The organism is Alteromonas sp. ABM1_013 (assembly GCF_056160505.1).
This window is the reverse complement of sequence record NZ_JBSWXH010000002.1, coordinates 109,536-128,044: the sequence shown is the minus strand read 5'-3', so window position 1 is coordinate 128,044 and position 18,509 is coordinate 109,536. Positions and strand designations below refer to the sequence as shown.

The window sequence follows — 18,509 nt, the reverse complement described above, 5'->3', positions numbered from 1 at the left end:
CTTATCCCTCTAAGTTCTTGCCAATAAGGCGCATTAGGAAAATAGCGACTATGTTGGCAATAACCACTGCCACGATGCCGCCTGCCGAACCACCGCCTACATCAAACTGCAAAAGCGATTGGGTATAAATAAGGTAAGTAATATTGGTCGATGAATATCCAGGGCCACCGCTGGTCGTTACTAGGATTTCGGCGAAAATCGATAATAAGAAAATCGTCTCGATAAGGATCACCGCCGTAACCGCGCGAGAAAGGTGAGGTAACACGATATATACAAACTTGCTCCACGGGCCTGCACCGTCAAGATCTGCCGCTTCTAGCTGCTCTCGGTCAAGCGATTGAATAGCCGTAAGCAAAATCAGTGCTGCAAACGGTAGCCACTGCCACGACACAATGATGATGATTGACAGTAAAGGCAGTTCAGCAAAAAAGTCGATAGGCGTTACGCCAATAAACTCAGCGAAGTGGGCAAACAGACCATTCACTGGGTTCATAAACATGTTTTTCCATACCAGCGCCGATACCGTAGGCATAACGAAAAATGGCGCAAGTACCATAATGCGTACGTAGTTTCGCCCCCATATTGCCTGGTCTAATAAAACCGCTAAGCCAATTCCGCCACAAATGGTGATAAACAACACACCGCCTACTAGCAGCAAGGTGTTAAAAAATGACTCGATGAATGCGGGGTCAGTTAAAAAGAACTCGTAGTTGAGAAAGCCGATGAATTCGTTATCGCCCGGCATAAGCAAGTTATAGTCTAATACCGAGAAATAAAGGGTCATGCATAAAGGCACGATCATCCATGCTAAAAGCAAAGAGACCGAAGGAAAAAGCATGATTTTGGCTAAAGTACGAGATTGTGTGGTCGCCATGACTAGCCCTCTTATAATTATTAAATGGGAAAGTGCAATAAAGCACTTTCCCTGTGGTTAACGCTGTTTATTTTGGGTAGCGCGCTTTGCGCATAGCGCGTTCAACTAAACGCTGTGAGCTTTGCAGTGCTTGGTCTACCGTCATCCGGCCGGTTAACGCGGCGCTAAACTGTTGACCTACTGCGGTACCAATACCTTGGAATTCAGGAATTGCGACAAACTGAATACCTACGTAGGGCACAGGCTCTACTGTTGGGTTTTTCGGGTCTGCAGAATTAATCGAATCTAGGGTAATTTGTGCAAACGGCGCGGCTTCTAAATAAGCGTCGTTCTCATACAATGAGGTACGTGTGCCCGGAGGGACATTCGCCCAACCTTTTTTATCTGCAACTAAGTTTGAATATCCCTTTGATGTTGCCCAGCTGATGAACTTCATCGCCGCATCGGTTTTCTTACTGCTTGATGGAATAGCTAAAGTCCAAGCCCAAAGCCAATTACCACGTTTACCTAGACCGTTATCAGGAGCAAGCGCGAAACCTACTTTGTCGGCAACTTCAGAGTCTTTTTCATTAGTAACAAAGCCACCCGCTACTGTAGCGTCAATCCACATGCCGCATTTACCGGTTTGGAACAGTGCTAAGTTTTCGTTAAAACCATTGGCTGAAGAACCTGGAGGACCGTATTTTTCCATCACATCTACGTAGTACTCTAAGGTGTCTTTCCACGCTTTAGAGTCGAACTGCGGCTTCCAATTTTCGTCGAACCAGCGAGCACCAAAAGAGTTAGACATTGACGTTAATAGCGCAATGTTTTCGCCCCACCCAGCTTTACCGCGAAGACAAATGCCGTATACCCCGGCGTCTTTATCGGTCATTGCTGCAGCAGCTTCTTTGATAAAGCTCCATGTAGGTGCTTTCGGCATTTCTAAGCCCGCTTTTTCCATTAGGTCAGTGCGGTACATCACCATTGAACTTTCACCATAAAACGGTGCAGCATAAAGCTTGTCGTTTACGGAAAGGCCACTGCGAATGGCAGGTAACAAGTCGTCAATATCGTAATCGTCACCTAGCCCGTTAAGTTCGGTAAGCCAGCCTTGCTTGCCCCAAATTGGTACTTCATAAGTGCCAATTGTCATTACATCGTACTGCCCACCGCTAGTAGCAACGTCGGTAGTAACGCGCTGACGAAGAATGTTTTCTTCTAACGTTACCCATTTGAGGTCGATATCAGGGTGCTGCTTTTCAAACTCGCTGCTAAGCGACTTCATGGTGATCATGTCGCCATTGTTAACGGTAGCGATAGTGATAGTTTCTGCTTGCGCCGCCGCGTTAATGGTTAGTGCGCTGGCTACAATTAAAGATAGTTTTTTTAACATCGGGTCTCTCCCCTTTGTACTCTTATCAGATATGACTTTCCCCTCCCCGCCCAAATTTGGTTAAAGCGGGGATAAAAAAATCAGAGGTATTAAAGTAAGTTAGGTGGTTAGGCAGCGAAGCAACTCAGTGCCTAACCTTTTGTGTTAAAACTTGGTTAGCGATTAAAACTTAACTGAAATTTCAGACGTTAGACCGTCGAAACCTGCGCCAATTTGACCGCCAGAATTAACGCCTTCGTCTTGGTCTACGTATTCAACTTTCCAAAGGGTACGGTCGTTGATCCAATAGCCCGCTGATACCTGTAGACGAGTCACGTCATTATCTGTTTGCTCAATAAGGTCTGACGTATTTTCAGATTCTGCATAACGTGCAGCAACATAGAGCTTCTCTGGAATAATGTATTGCTGCGCTTCTACTACCCAGTATTCAACTGACGAATCAGCCTCAATGACTTGGTTAGAATCGAACGTAGTACCTGTTGGGTCTAACACGCCTTCATTACCGAAGTAAGTGATACCTGCAACAGCATTACCTTCTACGTCTGCAAAGGTATAATCATCAGTTGCTTTACCTAACATTAAAATAACGCTGGTTTGGTCACTTGGCTGATACGCCAAGTTAAGCTGCATAATTGATTGATTAAGCCCTGGTAGTACACCTACGTGAGTATCACGTTCACTAGAGGCAGACGCAGAAAAGTTATAGTTTTCACCGTCACCAAAACGATAGTTGGTAGTGGTAACGCCATCTAAGCTGGCAAGACCGTTTTCGAATACAAGTTGCTCGCCTTGATTAGCATTGAAGAAGTTAAGACCGGCTTTAAAGCCACCTTCAAATTCCAAGGTACCTTGCAAGCGGTAGTTGTAGCCGCGATCTTCCTGAAAAGCTTCACCAAAGCTTGACGTAGTCATGTGACCCGCCACATTGTATGAGCGAAGAATGCCGCTATCGAAGGTTTCGGTATAGCTTAGCTGAATACCGTTTTCGGCAGTGGCGTAGTCGTTAATACCGTTACCGATAAGTGCGTTACCTTGGTTGTCCGCACCGTCTTGGAAACCTTTAAACTGGAAAGGAGAGGCACCTATGTTGCCCACACGCAGAATAAGGCTAGCGTTCTCTTTTTCATAGCCTGTCAAACCAAACATATCAAACTCAACGCCGGCAAAATCTTGGTGGAATGAGAAGTCTCTGTCGCCATTATTACCGAAGTCATTAGGCTCTTCAGCGATATCAATATCGGCAGTTATGTTTTCAGTAATTTTGAACTTGAACATTAAGTTAACGCGAAGACGCCCAAAGCCATCTGACTGAGTTTCATCTTCTGGACGGAACGCACCATCTTTGGCTTGGATAGCTTGGTAGTTCTGCATAGCTAAGAAGTTAACTTGCACTCGTCCATCAAGAAATTCATTGGGTTCACTAGGTGGTACGTACATCGGCTTTTCTTGGCTTAGCTCTTGCGCCATACCTAACGTTGGCACGGTAGCCGCTAATACAGCGGCAGCGATCAGACTTAAAGATGCGCGTTTAGCGAACTTAGTTGATTGCGTCACGTGTTTCGTTGTATCTAGTCCCATTGTGAACCCTCTATTATTCTTTCGTAATTGTGTGGAGTGTAATTTTTGAAGAGTCTTCGTATCTTGGAGAAATCGGGAAAAACATCACCAAAACCCAAATGCTCACATAAAGATCAAATGCTCAACATGTGAGGATATGACCACCATTTGTTATCCCCGTCAACCAAAAAATTAACAAGTTTTTATCAATGCATAGCACAAAAATCACAAACGGTTGATATCAAAGATCTTTAAATTGTTAACTTTAATTGTAAATTTTCAAAATTTAATAAAAAGTAAAATCACTTTTTACACACCCTTACCTTTAAAGGCTATCAAAAGGGTTATTTTTGATTAAAAATAATGAACAAATAAAGCAAGGGCAATCAAAAGAACACAGCAAGAGCATTTGCGCCATATTGAGATTATCGGGAAGCATCGCTAAATTTTGTACTGTTGTCGTATCTAGGCGAGGATGAGTGGGTAGATAAAAGCGGGTATGCCATACTGGGCTCGTTCCGCTTTTGATCCGGCCTGAAGGTGATTTATGCTCAAAAATGTAAAGGTATTGCTAATTCATGGCATGCTGTCATTGCTACTCTTTTCACACGTCTCTCTTGCACTGGGAACCGACGCCAATTCGCTAGCCCGCCCCGCATTTGATAAACGCTTAAGCACGGTGGAATATCCATTCGATGCAAAAATGTTTAGCTTCTCTTCACAGGGGATCGATCTTGAAATGGCTTATATGTTTTTGCCCCCTAAAAAAGACAAGCCGGTTGTAACACTTTTCCACGGAAAAAATTTCAACGGTTCGTATTGGGAAAGTACAGTTCGCCTTCTGCAAAGTCAGGGCTATGGTGTGCTTATACCCGACCAAATAGGCTTTGGAAAATCGTCTAAACCCTCACAATATCAATACAGTTTTGCCACGCTTGCGAATAATACTCGACAACTGATGCAGTCTTTAAACATCGAAAAAAGTATTATCGTTGGTCACTCCATGGGCGGTATGTTGGCTACGCGATTTGCATTGCTTTCCCCCGACACAAGCGAAAGCCTTATTTTGGTAAACCCCATAGGTTTAGAAAACTACTTGCTGTATGAAAGTTACACCGACATTGAAACGGTATACCAAAGTGAGCTTAAGAAAACGCCAGAAATGATCGTTAATTATCAAACAAAAAACTATTACGACGGTGCGTGGAACAACACATATGCCGAGCATGCCGAGTTTTTACAAGGGTGGATAAACGGCCCAGACTGGGAAACACTAGCATGGGTTAATGCGCTGACCTACGATATGATATTTACGCAGCCGGTTATTGAAGAGTTTGATGATTTAGCCCTGCCAACCACACTAATATTAGGTACCCGTGATCGCACTGCGCCTGGACGGGCAAACAAACATGACAAGGTAAGTAGAGAATTAGGTCGCTACGACAAATTAGGCAAGGAAGTACAATCACGCAATTCAAACATCCATGTTGTTGAATTAGAAGGGTTAGGGCACCTGCCCCACATTGAAGCTTTTGAGCGATTTAAGGTGCCATTTTTAGACGCATTACATGACTAATCTCTGCGTAGTTATTACTTTCTAGAAAACCGATAGTAAATTTCTGGGGCGCATTAAGGTATTTTTCTTTGCCTTTGCGCCCAAATCCGATAACGGTTCATTACTGTTATAAAAGGGCGTTATTTAACGCCCTGAAATACCAGCTTTTGAACTCGTCTACCCGTATTAACTTCGGTGGTGTACAAGTTTCCTTCGCTATCGGTATCAATACTGTGTAGCCATATAAATTGACCTGGATAGCGACCGTTCTTACCTATCGAACCTAGCTTTTCATGAGACTTTCTATCGTAAATCCAAATACGCCCGTTCATCATATCGGCTACGTACAAGTATTTTCCGTCGGGTGAAAATGCCACATCAGTTGCTGTACCTAACCCTCCGGTTTCTGGCCGTACGGCAAAGTTTTTTACAAAGCGGATATCTCCGCTTTCTTCCCGTTTAAATATTTGAAGACGGTTGTTTCGACGATCGCAAACATAGATAAACCCGTCGCTGTCTTGATTTATACAATGCACGATATTCCCAAACAAAGGATTTTCCGGGTCTATTCCCTGCTTTTGCGGCTGAGTAGCTTGGGACTGATCGAAATCTCCTTCGCGAGTGGGCCCTAATGGCTTTTCTCCATAAGCACCAAGCACGTGAGTGGCCTTCTCTTTCTCAACATCAAAACTTGCAATGCGCGCATTAATATAGCCATCTGCAATCACTAACTCGTTGTGTGTACTGTCCATGAACATATCTGCGGGATTACCCAAAGTATGCAGGTTCATATTGCCGTTGGTCTGCCCACGCCTACCTATGCCTTTTACAAACTCGCCATCAAAAGTAAAACCTACAGACACATGGTCGTCTTTGCCATTCCCAGCTAACCAAACCGTGTCATTTTCATCAACAAATAGACCGTGTACGTTTACCGGCCATTGGTTTACACCGTCTATCGTAGGTGCATTGTTTTCTCCGCCCCATGCTGTAGCTACCTCGCCATCGGGCGTAAAACGAATAACATGGGGGGCTGGTTCACAACACACCGCAGTAGGAGGTGTTGCAACAAGCCCTGTATCGGTTTTACCCAGAGAGTTGGGACGTTGCAATATCCACACGTGATCATATTTATCGATAGAAAGACCCGACACCTGTCCGAGCATCCAGGTTTCGGGCAACGATGGCCAGCTTGCATCAACGCTAAATCTAGGCAGAGGCTTGTTATCTATAGGATAGGTGGCCATAGGGATAAGCGGCGCTTTATCTTCTAATAACGAAGCGCTTTTTACTGTTTCAATCCCATCTGATGGAGACGCGACTTGTGTCGCTTTGGCATAGGACGAACTCCACAACATAGGAGAAGTGATTAACGTGATGACACAAAAAGAGCGAGCAATTGACGTGGTCATTAGGTTTCCAATTGAAGAGAGCATTTTAAACGGTAAACACAAACACCATGCTGCTAAGTTACCGACACTATTGCAATAGAAACAGCCAAGTTGTACGAAAATCACGCTAAAACGAAAAGCGCCGGGCAACTCGACGTTAACCCGGCGAAAAAGGTGTAGCAGTCACCTTAATCTGCTTCTATCTCACCCTCTTCAATGGCCACAACGCGACGTGCTTCAACGTAGGTTTTAATAGCCCAAAGTGTTTCTTGATCTAGGATAGGATCGGTTTGACCTTCAGGAATACCGCCAAGTGCGGGCATGCCTTTAGCCGAGCCAAAACGCAAGCGCTCAACGAACCATTCGTCGTCTTCAAAGCTTTCTGGGTCGAGTTCACGAAGGTCTGGGTTTATTCCGCCAGACTGCGCGTGCAGGCCGTGACAACCTGCACAGTTATTTGCATAAGCTGACTCACCAAACTTGATGACCTTCGTTTTGGTTTCTTCATCAAGGCTTCGATATGGGTTTTCAAACACCCAGCCATTTTCAGACTCATCGCCATCAGTGATGGGCGGCATAGCTGAGCTATCTGCTCCTTGAGGGATAACATTTCCATGTGCAAACACGTGGCCAGACAAGCCAGTTACCACGAGTGCCGCAAACAACATCGATATTTTTGTTTTCATAATTCATACATCCTCAAAAGACTATGAATTAAGTATACGTACGAGGAAATAAGGGGTAACTCTACTTTGGTTTCGAAAGGCTCCTCCTTTGGTAGGAGACCACAATGATAGCCACTGAAAGCGCAAGTTTTACCGTTGCTGCTTCAACGTTAGTACTAAAGTCAAAGTCGAAATAACGCCCTTAAGAATGATAAAGACTTACCTTGCAACAGGTTAATGAATAGGTGATGAAAAAAGGCCAGCGCACGTAGGCGCTGGCCATGTATTAATCACTATTTACTGCTCAGCTAAGATTAGTTTTTTGCCACCTGCTGATAGCGCTTGGGCAATTTAAACGTCCACACTGTGCCGCCTTGGTTGAAGTGCTTCACGCGTTTTGCAACTTCACCGCCCCATAATGGCACTGCGCCGCCCCATCCTGATAGTACAGAGATGTACTGCTCACCATCCATTTCCCATGTCACTGGAGAGCCAACAATACCTGAGCCAGTTTGAAACTTGTAAACCATTTCGCCGGTTTTGTCGTCAAAGGCCATAAGATAACCTTCAGGGTTACCGGTCCAAACCAAACCACCACCTGTGGTTAACACGCCGCCCCAAAGTGGAGAGAAGTTGTTATAGCGCCAAACGGTTTTACCTGTTTTAGGGTCAATCGCTTTAAGTACGCCGATAAAGTCCTCATTCACTGATTTGATGGTGAAGCCCGCACCAAGGTACGCTGCACCTTTCTTGTAAGAGGTTGGCTCGTTCCAGATATCCATTTCCCATTCGTTTGAAGGCACATAAAAGAGTTCAGTATCCTTTGAATAGGCCATTGGCATCCAGTTTTTACCGCCTAAGAACGCAGGGCGAGCGACAACCTGTGCGCCTTGTTTACCATCAGCTGATTGCGCTGGGCTTCCTGGGCGATTTTCTTCAATGTAGATAGGTCGACCTTTTTCATCTAGCCCCTTTGCCCAGTTCAATTTATCAACGAACGGGAAGCCGCGAATGAAGTCACCGTTTTCGCGGTTAAGGACGTAGAAAAAGCCATTTCTGTCGGCGGTTGCCGCCGCTTTCACTGTCTTGCCATTTTCCTGGTAGTCAAACGAGATAAGCTCGTTTACGCCATCGAAGTCCCAGCCATCGTGCGGCGTGGTTTGGAAATGCCACACAATTTTGCCTGTATTAGGGTCGATAGCTAAGCGTGAAGACGAGAAGTAGTTATCGCCAGGACGCAGGTGAGAGTTCCACGGTGCAGGGTTACCCGTACCGAAGAATAGCAAGCCTGTATCTGAGTCGTAAGTGCCGCCAAGCCAGGTTGCTGCACCACCGGTTTTCCATAAATCAGCAGGCCATGTTTTGCCTGGCGCGCCGCCTGAAATTCCATTTTCGGTTTTCTTACCGTCTTGCCATAGATACCCCATGTGCCCTTCAACAGTAGGTCTAACCCATAGCTGTTTGCCAGACTTCGCATCGTAAGCATACACTTTACCGACGATACCGAATTCACCACCGGAAATCCCTGTAATGACTTTTCCGTCAACAACAATAGGAGCAGCAGTAATGGCGTAGCCCGCTCGGTAGTCTTCAACTTTTTTCTTCCAAACAGTTTTACCTGTGTCTTTATCCAATGCCACTAATTTAGCATCCAAGGTGCCAAATATGACCAGATTATCGTAAAGCGCTACGCCACGGTTTATTACGTCACAGCAAGGCATAATGCCGTCTGGCAAACGCGCCTCATATTGCCATAATTCTTCACCCGTTCTCGCATCGATGGCCCACACACGAGAGTAAGATCCGGTTACATACATCACACCATCTTTTACCAGAGGCTGCGATTCTTGCCCTCGTTGCTTTTCACCACCTAATGAGAACGCCCACACGGGACGCACTTCTTCTACTGTATCGCGGTTGATAGCGGTTAGCGGACTATAGCGCTGAGCTTTCAAACCCATTCCATACGTCACTACGTCATCAGTGGTAACGTGGTCATTTTGAATATCTTTGTCGGTGACAACAGCATGGACAGGAGTTAACGCACTTGCACAAACCAGCATAGATAGGGCAAGTTTTTTAATTGGCATATTATTATTCATAACGGTTCCTAGTTGCATGTAGGCCATAAATGGTCTGTTTCAGACTATTCGTTAGGATTAGCATAGCTAGGGGGGATGTCGATGCCTATGCAACAGCGGAGTGATTTGACTCCTCCTTTAGGAGGAGGAATGAAGGGCTATTTTCCCTTTTGTTTAACGCCTTTACGCTTTCACGTCTTTTTAAAGTAATGCGTGACTGATAACGGCGCTAGAGGTAAGAAGGCAATTGGCCATTGAGTTATTGCCTAAAGTACTATCGCTCTGAACGCTATTGGTCACATGCTTTTATACTGAATTATCTTATTCTGAACGCTCTTGCCCCGCAAAATAGGGCGGCATCTCATAAATGGTTTTGTATTTCTCAAATAACCGTTGCATATCGCCCTCTACTACCATGCGCGTAATTACATCACCAATTTCATAGCCAAGCGCGCGATAATTAGTATGAACAGCAAGTCCTATGTCCCACTTTTGCTTTCCAATAAGCGGAAACGCGTTGCTTGCAAGGCGATATTGCTCATTATCAACAAACTGACTGAGGTAGGATATTTGCGAGCGCAATCCCATTACCGCTTCGACGGTTCCCGCTTTCATCGCGTCAAACGCTTCTGCGTTTGAGCCATAGTGCGATGTTTTTTCTCGCAATCGGCCGCCAAACGCTGACGTTAAGTAAAAGTGGGGAATGCTGTCTATTTCCGCACCAATCGTGTGATACTGAAACATGCCCATGGTTTCCACTTCGGGCAAGGTTTGCGTGTTGTGAATGATTTGCCAGCTTTCACGCTGATAAGGGGCAAACATATGGACAAGCTCATTAACCAACAAGCCCACGTCGTCACGTTTTTGAGAAAAGCTTGGGTCGTAAGGCGCGCGCATCATCACATCAGCCTTAATGCGATGAATTATATGGCCCTTCCATAGGTAATTTCTGAAATCGTCTTCTGTCGTTTCACCTGGTGTCATCCATATCAGTTCTAGCTCAACACCAAGGGCGCTCGCGATTTCACGGGCGATATCAATATCAATACCTGTGGGGCTGTCGTTTTCAATAAATGAAAATGGAGGATAGTCGGTGTACACCGCAATTCTAATTAAACCGCTGTCTTTAATATCGTCTAACGATCTTGCTTCCCCGAACGCAGAAAGCGCAGAACCCGTTATCAGGCAGAGTAAAATGAAAATAACTCGAAAAGGTTTAACTAACTGCACAGCTTACCCACTTATTCAATCGAACTTCTTAAGCATACTAAGGGGTTAGCGTGATTTTACTAATGCTACTTTAGCGCCATAGCATTCCTCCTTTAGGAGGATGTTCTTCGGGAAAATTGCCATATACCCTTATGTCAGACAAACAGATATCAGCAAAAGCATGCAGCTGAGCTCGGGGTGGTATATGGCAAAGGGTGTAAAAAGCACGGTTGAAACACGATTAACCGGCAAGCGTTATCAAAACTGTGTAGCGTCACTTTGTTGCTGCGTTCTGTTGTCGTTTTTAAACAGCGCGCTCGCGTATAATGAAGCGCAACCTTCACGTACTCAACAAGCTGCACCACAGGCCTCTTTTGCCACTATTCCTGTCATTTACATAAAAGTTGCGGGCACATCTCCACCAGGCACACCAGACTATTTAAAGTCCCCCAGCAATGAGGGGACAGCTGGTGCAAGTGTGGCGATAGAGGATGCCAATATCACGGGAAAATTTCTTGGTTATCAGTTTGAGTTAACTGAAATCAGTGTGCCTTCTATCGGCGAACTGCAAGCTTCTTTAGCTAAAACACGTAAGCACTCTGCTTCAAGTGCTAACACAAATCACAAAGAAATAAGCAGCAATCAGCAAGGCAACATTGCACCCGTTGTATTACTGGACATGCGAAGCAGTGATAAGGTAAAGGCTGCCTCAATTGAGCAGTTGATTGCCAATATTCAAAGCACGCTTCCTAATGCCGTATTTTTCAACGTAGCTAATAGCGATGATTTGCTGAGACAAAATTCATGTCGCCTGCCCTTGTTTCATACAATCCCCAGTTATCAGATGAAAGCCGACGCGCTAGCCCAGTGGTTTCGCACTAAGCGTATTGACGAGATATTTGCAGTTTACGGAAAAACCGCTGACGATGCTGCATACCTAGCCGCGTTCAAACGCAGCGCTAAAAAATTCAAACTTTCACTTGTTGAAACTAAACAGTGGCAGGACACTTTTGATTTACGCAGGGCTGCCTTTGCTGAAATTCCTCAATTTACGCGAACAACAGAAACCTATCAGGCTGTTTTTACCGCTGATAGCGCGGCGCAATTCGCGTATAGCCTACCCTTTAACACCTATTATCCCGTACCTGTGGTAGGTGCTGCCGGCCTAAAAGCGCTAGGTTGGCATTTTACCCACGAACAATGGGGCGCCCGTCAGCTCCAAAGCCGTTTTAACGACGGGTTTAACAGACACATGAATGAAGTCGACTTCGCCGCGTATCTTGCGGTAACGGCGGTGGCAAATGCTGCGCAGCAAGGAAGCGATTTAAAGCAGCAAGGAATACTTGACGCCTTGCTTAGCGACCACTACACGCTGGGTGCCTATAAAGGCCGCCCTCTTTCTATTCGCCACAACACTCACCAATTTCGTCAGCCTATTGCGCTGGCCCACGAAGACGCATTGGTGACTCATGCGCCCCTTGAAGGCTTTTTGCACCAAACCAACGAACTGGACACATTAGGCGCAACACACACTACCTGTAAGGACAAGTTATGAGCTATCGCTTTGCACTCTTGCTTGGCAGTTTAATGGCTGCCTTTGCACTTCCTCAAGCCTTTGCACTTCCTCAAGCGTATGTCACTAACGAAAAAGACAACACGCTATCTGTCATTGATATGACGACATTTGATGTGATTGAAACTATCGAGGTTGGAGAGCGCCCCCGAGGGTTTATTTTAAGTGCAGACCAGTCCCACGCATATATCTGTGCCTCTGATGCTGATCGCATTCAAATTATGGATTTGTCTACCCATTCGATCGTAGGCGATCTTCCCTCAGGTGCAGATCCTGAAACCATAGCATTACATCCTAACGGCACCACTATTTACACAGCTAATGAAGACGATGCCCTTCTTACTGTTATCGACATTCCAACGGCTCAGGTCATTTCTCAGATAGATGTAGGCGTAGAGCCTGAGGGGCTGGCTGTGAGTCACGACGGCAGCATGATGGTCGTCACATCAGAAACCACTAACATGGTGCACTGGATAGATACCAAAACTCACGAAAATATTGCGAATAGCTTGGTTGATGCAAGACCCAGAGATGCTCACTTTACCAGAGATGATAAGTACCTTTGGGTAAGCTCGGAAATAGGTGGCACCGTTAGTATTTTCGATACTGCTACTAAGCAAAAAGTGAAGACCCTTTCCTTTGCCATTAAAGGCGTTTATCGCGACAAGGTTCAGCCAGTGGGTATTGTGCTTATGAAAGATAAGCCCTACGCCTTCGTGGCGCTTGGCCCAGCGAATCGCATAGCGGTCATCAATACCGATACCTTCGAAGTGGAAGACTACATTTTGGTTGGGCGACGAGTATGGCAATTAGCGTTTAATCAAGATCAGTCTTTATTGTTGACCACTAACGGTGTGAGTGGTGATGTTTCTGTCATCAATACCCACACGTTAAACGTAGAACATACGGTAAAAGTGGGGCGATACCCTTGGGGCGTGGCGGTTAAATGGAAATAGCGGTTCAAGCGGTTTCACATCAGTACGGCAGCCACAACGCGCTAAATAATATAAGCCTTTGCCTAAAACCAGGCTTAACCATGCTGCTTGGACCAAATGGCGCAGGCAAAAGTACCTTGTTTGCGCTAATTACGGGCCTTCAAAAGCTCATGCAAGGCAGCATTACCTTTGATGGTGCTACTCTGTCTCAATCTCGCACAAGTATTATGGCGAAAATGGGCGTGGTATTTCAGCAAAGTACCTTAGATATCGACTTATCAGTAAAACAAAATTTGTCCTACTTTGCTTCGCTCCACGGCATAACTACCGCTAGCGCGCTATCTCATATTCAAAGCCTGCTCGACGAGCTCGATCTTACGACCAAGCTCAACACAAAAATTCGCAACTTAAACGGCGGGCACAGACGTCGGGTCGAGTTAGCTCGCTGCCTTATTCACAAGCCATCCTTGCTGCTACTAGACGAGCCTACCGTTGGCTTAGATATAGAATCCCGTCATCTTATTTTGCGGGTAGTACAAGCACTCGCTCATTCCCAAAACGTAAGTGTACTGTGGGCCACGCATTTATTTGAAGAAGTGAAGCACAACAACAACTTGATAGTCCTATCAAAAGGACGAGTGTTAGCCCACGATAAATGTGAAGCCTTGTTAGCCAAGTATCATCAACAAGATATTGAGCACCTTTGGCAGCATTTGATGCAGGAAGGCTCCTGATGTATTGGCGCTGTTTTGTTGGCGTACTTACCCGAGAGAAGCTGAAGTTCTGGCAGCAACGTACACGCCTGTTAAGTGCATTGGTGCGCCCGCTGCTTTGGCTATTTGTTTTTGCCGCAGGGTTTCGTTCAGCCCTGGGTCTTTCAATGACCGAGCCTTACGAGAGTTATATTTTGTACGAAGAGTATATTGTACCTGGGCTTGCCGCCATGATTGTGCTTTTTAATAGTATGCAAAGTTCATTGTCCATGGTGTACGACAGAGAAATGGGCAGCATGAAAGTACTGCTGTTAAGCCCAGTTCCCCGCCCTTTTCTGCTAGGCAGCAAGCTTATAGCCAACACTTTGGTAAGCGCTATTCAGGTGTACATCTTCTTTGCCTTTGCGCTTTTACTGGATGTACGCCTATCTGCGTTTGGATACGTTTATGCGTTGCCTGTTATTGCACTACTGTCATTGTTTTTAGGTTCGTTAGGATTATTACTGGCAAACTATATTAAGCAGCTAGAGAACTTTGCCGGGGTCATGAACTTTGTCATTTTCCCATTGTTCTTTCTATCAAGCGCCCTATACCCGCTTTGGAAAATGCGTGAGGCCAGCGAATGGCTGTATCAGATTTGTGCCTTTAACCCCTTTAGTAGCGGCGTAGAATTACTGCGATTTGCGCTCTATGAAAAACTCGAACACAACGCGCTTGCCGTTGTACTTTGTCTTACGGCTATCACTTTTATTTTCGCTGTGAGAAGCTTTCGCCCCAAAGCCTCAAAAGGACGCTTCTCGTGATAAAAGCAAACCTAATTTGGGCTAATGAAAGCAATAAAGTTGAAACGTTAGACGATAGTGACTGCTTACTTATTTTAACTACACCCGAGTTATTAGCGAGCCAACTATTTCACTTTTCAACACCCGCTAAGACATACATTGAGCAGGTTTTTGACGATGAAGGTTTTGCAGGAAATAAAGGCCAATGTGTATTCGTACAAGGCCTTAAGGCGTTTAAAACAAGTTACATCTCAGACACTGAAAACAGCGGAAAAAACAAAATTAGCCAACAATTAGCTGAAGTAAAACGGGTGCTGTTTTATGGTGTCGACCTTCCGTTTCTTGAAGCATCAAATGCCCTCAGCTCCTCTAGCCGTACCCAGATTTTATCTAATGCCAAGACTTTATCTAGAATTAAGAACCCTTCCAATGTCAACCGCTCAAGCTACGCTAGCGATTCAAATTCTTCGTTTAATTCAAAAAGCACCAGTGACTTGAACCAAACTAACGCGCCAGCATTTCGCTACGTAGAACAGCAGTTTGATGCATTGTTTAAAAAACTTAAAAACGTGTCGGTAACCTTGGAAACGCTGTCGTTAATGGCGCTTTCTACCACTGAAACAGCAAGCAGTGACCCCGTTAACGTTATTGCGAGCCACTCACCATTTCTGAGTGCGCTACTTAGAAGCTATTTCAAGCACGGCTATCACTTTAAAGGCTATAAGACGAATAATCGTTCGGTTTCTAGCAGTCGAGTCCGCGATAGCAACAACAACGCAAATAATGGAGCAATTAACCAAGCACTTGATATTAGGGGCTCGCTGTCTCTTGCATTAGATGCCAAGCATTTTACTAACGCGCAAAAGCATCTCGTTTCACACACTATAAGCTATGAAACGGCCCTTAATGACGCGATGACCTGGGCTAAAGATCTCGCCCACATGCCAGCCAACTTATGTACGCCAGATTATTTGGTCGAACAAGCTCAGAATCTGGCGCAAACCTTTAATACGGTGTCTTGCGATATCCTCAATGAAAGTACGCTGAAGCAGCTAGGTATGAATGGCTATTTAGCGGTAAACGCAGGTTCACAGTTCGCAGCCACCATGCCTATTCTTCGCTACACAGCCAAAGGTTTAGAGAATTCTCCGCCGGTAGTGTTAATTGGCAAAGGTGTAACCTTTGACAGCGGCGGCATAACGTTAAAACGCAGCCCTGATATGCGCCATATGATTTACGACATGGCAGGCGCTGGCTGTGTATTGGGCGTCATTCAGGCGGTTGCCACGCTGGGGTTAAATATAAATATTATTGGTATTGTGGCGAGCGCCGATAATGCAATTGATGGCAAAGCCTATCGCCCGGGTGACATCATTACTATGCACTCAGGAAAAACCGTGGAAGTCATGAGCACCGATGCAGAAGGGCGTATGCTTATGGCCGATGCAATCAGCTACGCGAAACAGTTCTCCCCCTCGGTTATTATTGATGTAGCAACGCTAACCGGCGCGGCCATTAGCGCACTGGGGCACAAAGCCACTGCGCTTTTTAACAACTCATCAGCGCTTGAAAGTGCGTTAGTTGATGCGGGAGAACTGGCTAACGACAGGTGCTGGCCTTTCCCACTTTGGCCAGAATATCAAGACGCTATTACCTCTCAGCACGCGGATATGATGAATACGGGTATAAACTCTCCCGGTGCTATTTCGGCAAGCTGCTTTCTCTCTCGCTTTGCTGACGGCATCCCGTGGGCTCACCTCGATGTGGCAGGAACCGCTTTTACCTACACCAAATCGTTATCGGCAACCGGCCGCCCTATTCCTCTGCTGTTATCTTACTTAAGCAGCTGCGCTAAAAAAAATAATCAATAAATCATCAAAATTCATGACAGTTCTCCTCCCTTAGGAGGATATCTGTTAACACATATTCAACATATACTCAGTCATGCGTTTAATCATAAAGAAGAGGAACAATTATGTGGACTAAACCCCAATACACAGAAATGCGCCTTGGTTTTGAAGTAACTCTTTACATCAATAACCGCTAGGCAACGCCCTCTGGGATGATGAACAAAAAGGCTGCCGATGCAGCCTTTTTTTACTTGTAGTATGGAGTTGTTATGCACGTATTGATTCTTGGTGCTGCCGCCGGGGGTGGATTTCCGCAATGGAACTGTCACTGCCCAAATTGTAAGGGTTTACGCGAAGGTAAAATAAAGGCGAAAGGCAGAACACAGTCGAGCATTGCTGTCAGTAGCGATGGTAAAAATTGGGTTCTCATTAATGCCTCCCCCGATTTAAGGGAGCAGATAAATAGCCATCCGCAGCTGTGGCCCGACGCCCATGTGTCTCGCGGCACACGCATAAGCGCAATTGTGCTTACCGACAGTCAAATTGACCATACTACAGGCCTGCTAACATTGCGCGAAGGCTTACCCCTTCCCGTTTATTGTACCGATGTAGTGGCCGAAGACCTAACCACCAGCTTCCCGCTTTTTACCGTATTAAAACACTGGCACGGCGGACTACAGCAGCATTCAATTAATACCGATTATCATCAACGCTTTGTACCAAAGGGGGCAGAAGGCCTGACTTTCCAACCCGTGGTATTAGAGTCTAATGCGCCCCCTTATTCGACATATCGCGACAACATTGTGCCGGGCAACAATATCGGCCTGAAGATAACTGACGACACCACGGGCAACGTGCTTTTTTACGCGCCGGGATGTATGCAGGCAAACGACACAGTAAAACAGGTGATGCGCGAATCTCACTGCGTGCTATTTGACGGTACGCTGTGGGCCAATGAAGAAATGATAGATCACGGCTTTAGCAATAAGCTGGGCACTGATATGGGACACATGCCGGTTAATGGAAAGGGCGGAGCCATTGCGCTGCTAAATGAATTTAACGTTGAGCGTAAAGTACTTATTCATATCAACAACACAAACCGCGTGCTTGACGAAGGCTCCAGTGCCTATCACAGCCTGTGTGAGCAAGGTATTGAATTGGCTTACGACGGTATGGAAATTGAGGTGTAGTAATGACAGAACACGCATGGTCTAGACAAGAATTCGAACAAAAACTGAGAGAAAAAGGCGCTTACTACCATATTCATCATCCCTTTCATAAACGTATGAATGAAGGACACTGCAGTGTTGATGAAATTCAGGGCTGGGTGGCCAACCGACTGTATTATCAAATGGCGATACCGGTTAAAGATGCGGCAATTTTAGCGAATTGTGAAGATCAATCGGTACGCAGAACCTGGATCCAACGAATTATCGATCACGATGGACGGGAAGGTGAAGACGGACTGGGTGGCATAGAAGCCTGGTTGCGGTTAGGCGAAGCGGTAGGCTTGAACCGCAGTGAATTACTTGATGAAACACACCTGTTGCCAGCGGTTAAGTTTGCAGTAAATGCCTATGTGAATTTTGCCCGCCGTGCGTCGTGGGAAGAGGCTGCCTGCTCATCGTTAACTGAAATGTTCGCCCCTGAAATACATCAAAGCCGATTAGATACCTGGCCTGGGCACTATACATGGATTGATAGTGAAGGCTTTACCTACTTTCAAATGCGGTTAAGTCAGGCGCGCCGTGATGTAGAGCATGGCCTGCAGATTACCCTTGACCACTTTGTTACCCGACAACAGCAAGAACATGCGCTCAATATACTGCAGTTCAAAATTGATATTTTGTGGAGCATTGCTGATGCCATTTGCTTTGCCTATGAATATAAGAGAAAGCCGTTTGATGGTATTGCCGATCAGCGGGTGTGCCATAAAGGGAGGTTTTAAC

Annotated in this window: 16 protein-coding genes; 9 read left to right on the top strand and 7 right to left on the bottom strand. The window is 45.6% G+C overall.

What is annotated here, in order from left to right:
- Position 1: 1 nt before the first annotated feature.
- The 3 genes from ACXAGK_RS05255 to ACXAGK_RS05245 all read right to left on the bottom strand — a co-directional run bounded on the left by ACXAGK_RS05255 (position 2) and on the right by ACXAGK_RS05245 (position 3,686).
- Positions 2–874 carry a carbohydrate ABC transporter permease gene (locus ACXAGK_RS05255; RefSeq protein WP_071952603.1) on the bottom strand — a complete coding sequence of 291 codons (873 nt, stop codon included), beginning with the start codon at positions 872–874 and terminating at the stop codon, positions 2–4.
- 67 nt (positions 875–941) lie between these two features.
- Entirely contained in the window at positions 942–2,249 is a 1,308-nt protein-coding gene (locus ACXAGK_RS05250) for an ABC transporter substrate-binding protein (RefSeq protein WP_474830109.1), read from the bottom strand.
- A 162-nt stretch (positions 2,250–2,411) separates the two neighbouring features.
- A complete protein-coding gene (locus ACXAGK_RS05245) occupies positions 2,412–3,686 on the bottom strand; it encodes a hypothetical protein (RefSeq protein ID WP_474855579.1) in 1,275 nt (424 codons plus the stop codon).
- Positions 3,687–4,353: 667 nt separating this feature from the next.
- Here ACXAGK_RS05245 and ACXAGK_RS05240 point away from each other — a divergent pair.
- On the top strand, positions 4,354–5,382 hold the full coding sequence (locus tag ACXAGK_RS05240; protein ID WP_474854638.1) for an alpha/beta fold hydrolase: 1,029 nt from the start codon (positions 4,354–4,356) through the stop codon (positions 5,380–5,382).
- Positions 5,383–5,501: 119 nt separating this feature from the next.
- On the opposite strand, the gene ACXAGK_RS05235 is transcribed toward ACXAGK_RS05240, so the two are convergent.
- The 4 genes from ACXAGK_RS05235 to ACXAGK_RS05220 form a co-directional block, all read right to left on the bottom strand.
- Entirely contained in the window at positions 5,502–6,773 is a 1,272-nt protein-coding gene (locus tag ACXAGK_RS05235; protein WP_474854636.1) for a beta-propeller fold lactonase family protein, read from the bottom strand.
- A gap of 167 nt (positions 6,774–6,940) precedes the next feature.
- The gene (gene pedF, locus ACXAGK_RS05230; RefSeq protein ID WP_014980237.1) at positions 6,941–7,438 is read right to left on the bottom strand and encodes a cytochrome c-550 PedF; all 498 of its coding nucleotides are present in this window, start codon (positions 7,436–7,438) and stop codon (positions 6,941–6,943) included.
- A gap of 293 nt (positions 7,439–7,731) precedes the next feature.
- Entirely contained in the window at positions 7,732–9,519 is a 1,788-nt protein-coding gene (locus ACXAGK_RS05225; RefSeq protein ID WP_474854634.1) for a PQQ-dependent methanol/ethanol family dehydrogenase, read from the bottom strand.
- Positions 9,520–9,819: 300 nt separating this feature from the next.
- Entirely contained in the window at positions 9,820–10,728 is a 909-nt protein-coding gene (locus ACXAGK_RS05220; RefSeq protein ID WP_474854632.1) for a substrate-binding periplasmic protein, read from the bottom strand.
- A 184-nt stretch (positions 10,729–10,912) separates the two neighbouring features.
- Between ACXAGK_RS05220 and ACXAGK_RS05215 the strand changes: the two genes are divergently transcribed.
- The 8 genes from ACXAGK_RS05215 (at position 10,913) to pqqC (ending at position 18,508) form a co-directional block, all read left to right on the top strand.
- Complete coding sequence (locus ACXAGK_RS05215; RefSeq protein ID WP_474854630.1) at positions 10,913–12,262, top strand: type 1 periplasmic-binding domain-containing protein; 1,350 nt, start codon at positions 10,913–10,915, stop codon at positions 12,260–12,262.
- Complete coding sequence (locus ACXAGK_RS05210; RefSeq protein WP_474854628.1) at positions 12,259–13,236, top strand: PQQ-dependent catabolism-associated beta-propeller protein; 978 nt, start codon at positions 12,259–12,261, stop codon at positions 13,234–13,236. Before ACXAGK_RS05215 ends, ACXAGK_RS05210 begins: the two co-directional genes overlap by 4 nt.
- Entirely contained in the window at positions 13,227–13,949 is a 723-nt protein-coding gene (locus ACXAGK_RS05205; protein ID WP_474854626.1) for an ATP-binding cassette domain-containing protein, read from the top strand. Before ACXAGK_RS05210 ends, ACXAGK_RS05205 begins: the two co-directional genes overlap by 10 nt.
- Positions 13,949–14,731 (top strand): ABC transporter permease, encoded by a 783-nt coding sequence (locus tag ACXAGK_RS05200; protein WP_474854624.1) that lies wholly within the window; start codon positions 13,949–13,951, stop codon positions 14,729–14,731. The genes ACXAGK_RS05205 and ACXAGK_RS05200 overlap by 1 nt, the downstream gene beginning before the upstream one ends.
- Positions 14,728–16,581, top strand: coding sequence for a leucyl aminopeptidase (locus ACXAGK_RS05195; RefSeq protein ID WP_474854622.1), 1,854 nt, complete (start codon positions 14,728–14,730; stop codon positions 16,579–16,581). Before ACXAGK_RS05200 ends, ACXAGK_RS05195 begins: the two co-directional genes overlap by 4 nt.
- A 104-nt stretch (positions 16,582–16,685) precedes the next feature.
- Positions 16,686–16,757: a pyrroloquinoline quinone precursor peptide PqqA gene (pqqA, locus tag ACXAGK_RS05190; protein ID WP_071953288.1), complete on the top strand. Its 72-nt coding sequence runs from the start codon at positions 16,686–16,688 to the stop codon at positions 16,755–16,757.
- Between the two features lie 72 nt (positions 16,758–16,829).
- A complete protein-coding gene (gene pqqB, locus ACXAGK_RS05185; protein WP_474854620.1) occupies positions 16,830–17,750 on the top strand; it encodes a pyrroloquinoline quinone biosynthesis protein PqqB in 921 nt (306 codons plus the stop codon).
- Positions 17,751–17,752: 2 nt separating this feature from the next.
- Positions 17,753–18,508, top strand: coding sequence for a pyrroloquinoline-quinone synthase PqqC (gene pqqC, locus ACXAGK_RS05180; RefSeq protein ID WP_049588479.1), 756 nt, complete (start codon positions 17,753–17,755; stop codon positions 18,506–18,508).
- Position 18,509: the final 1 nt, after the last annotated feature.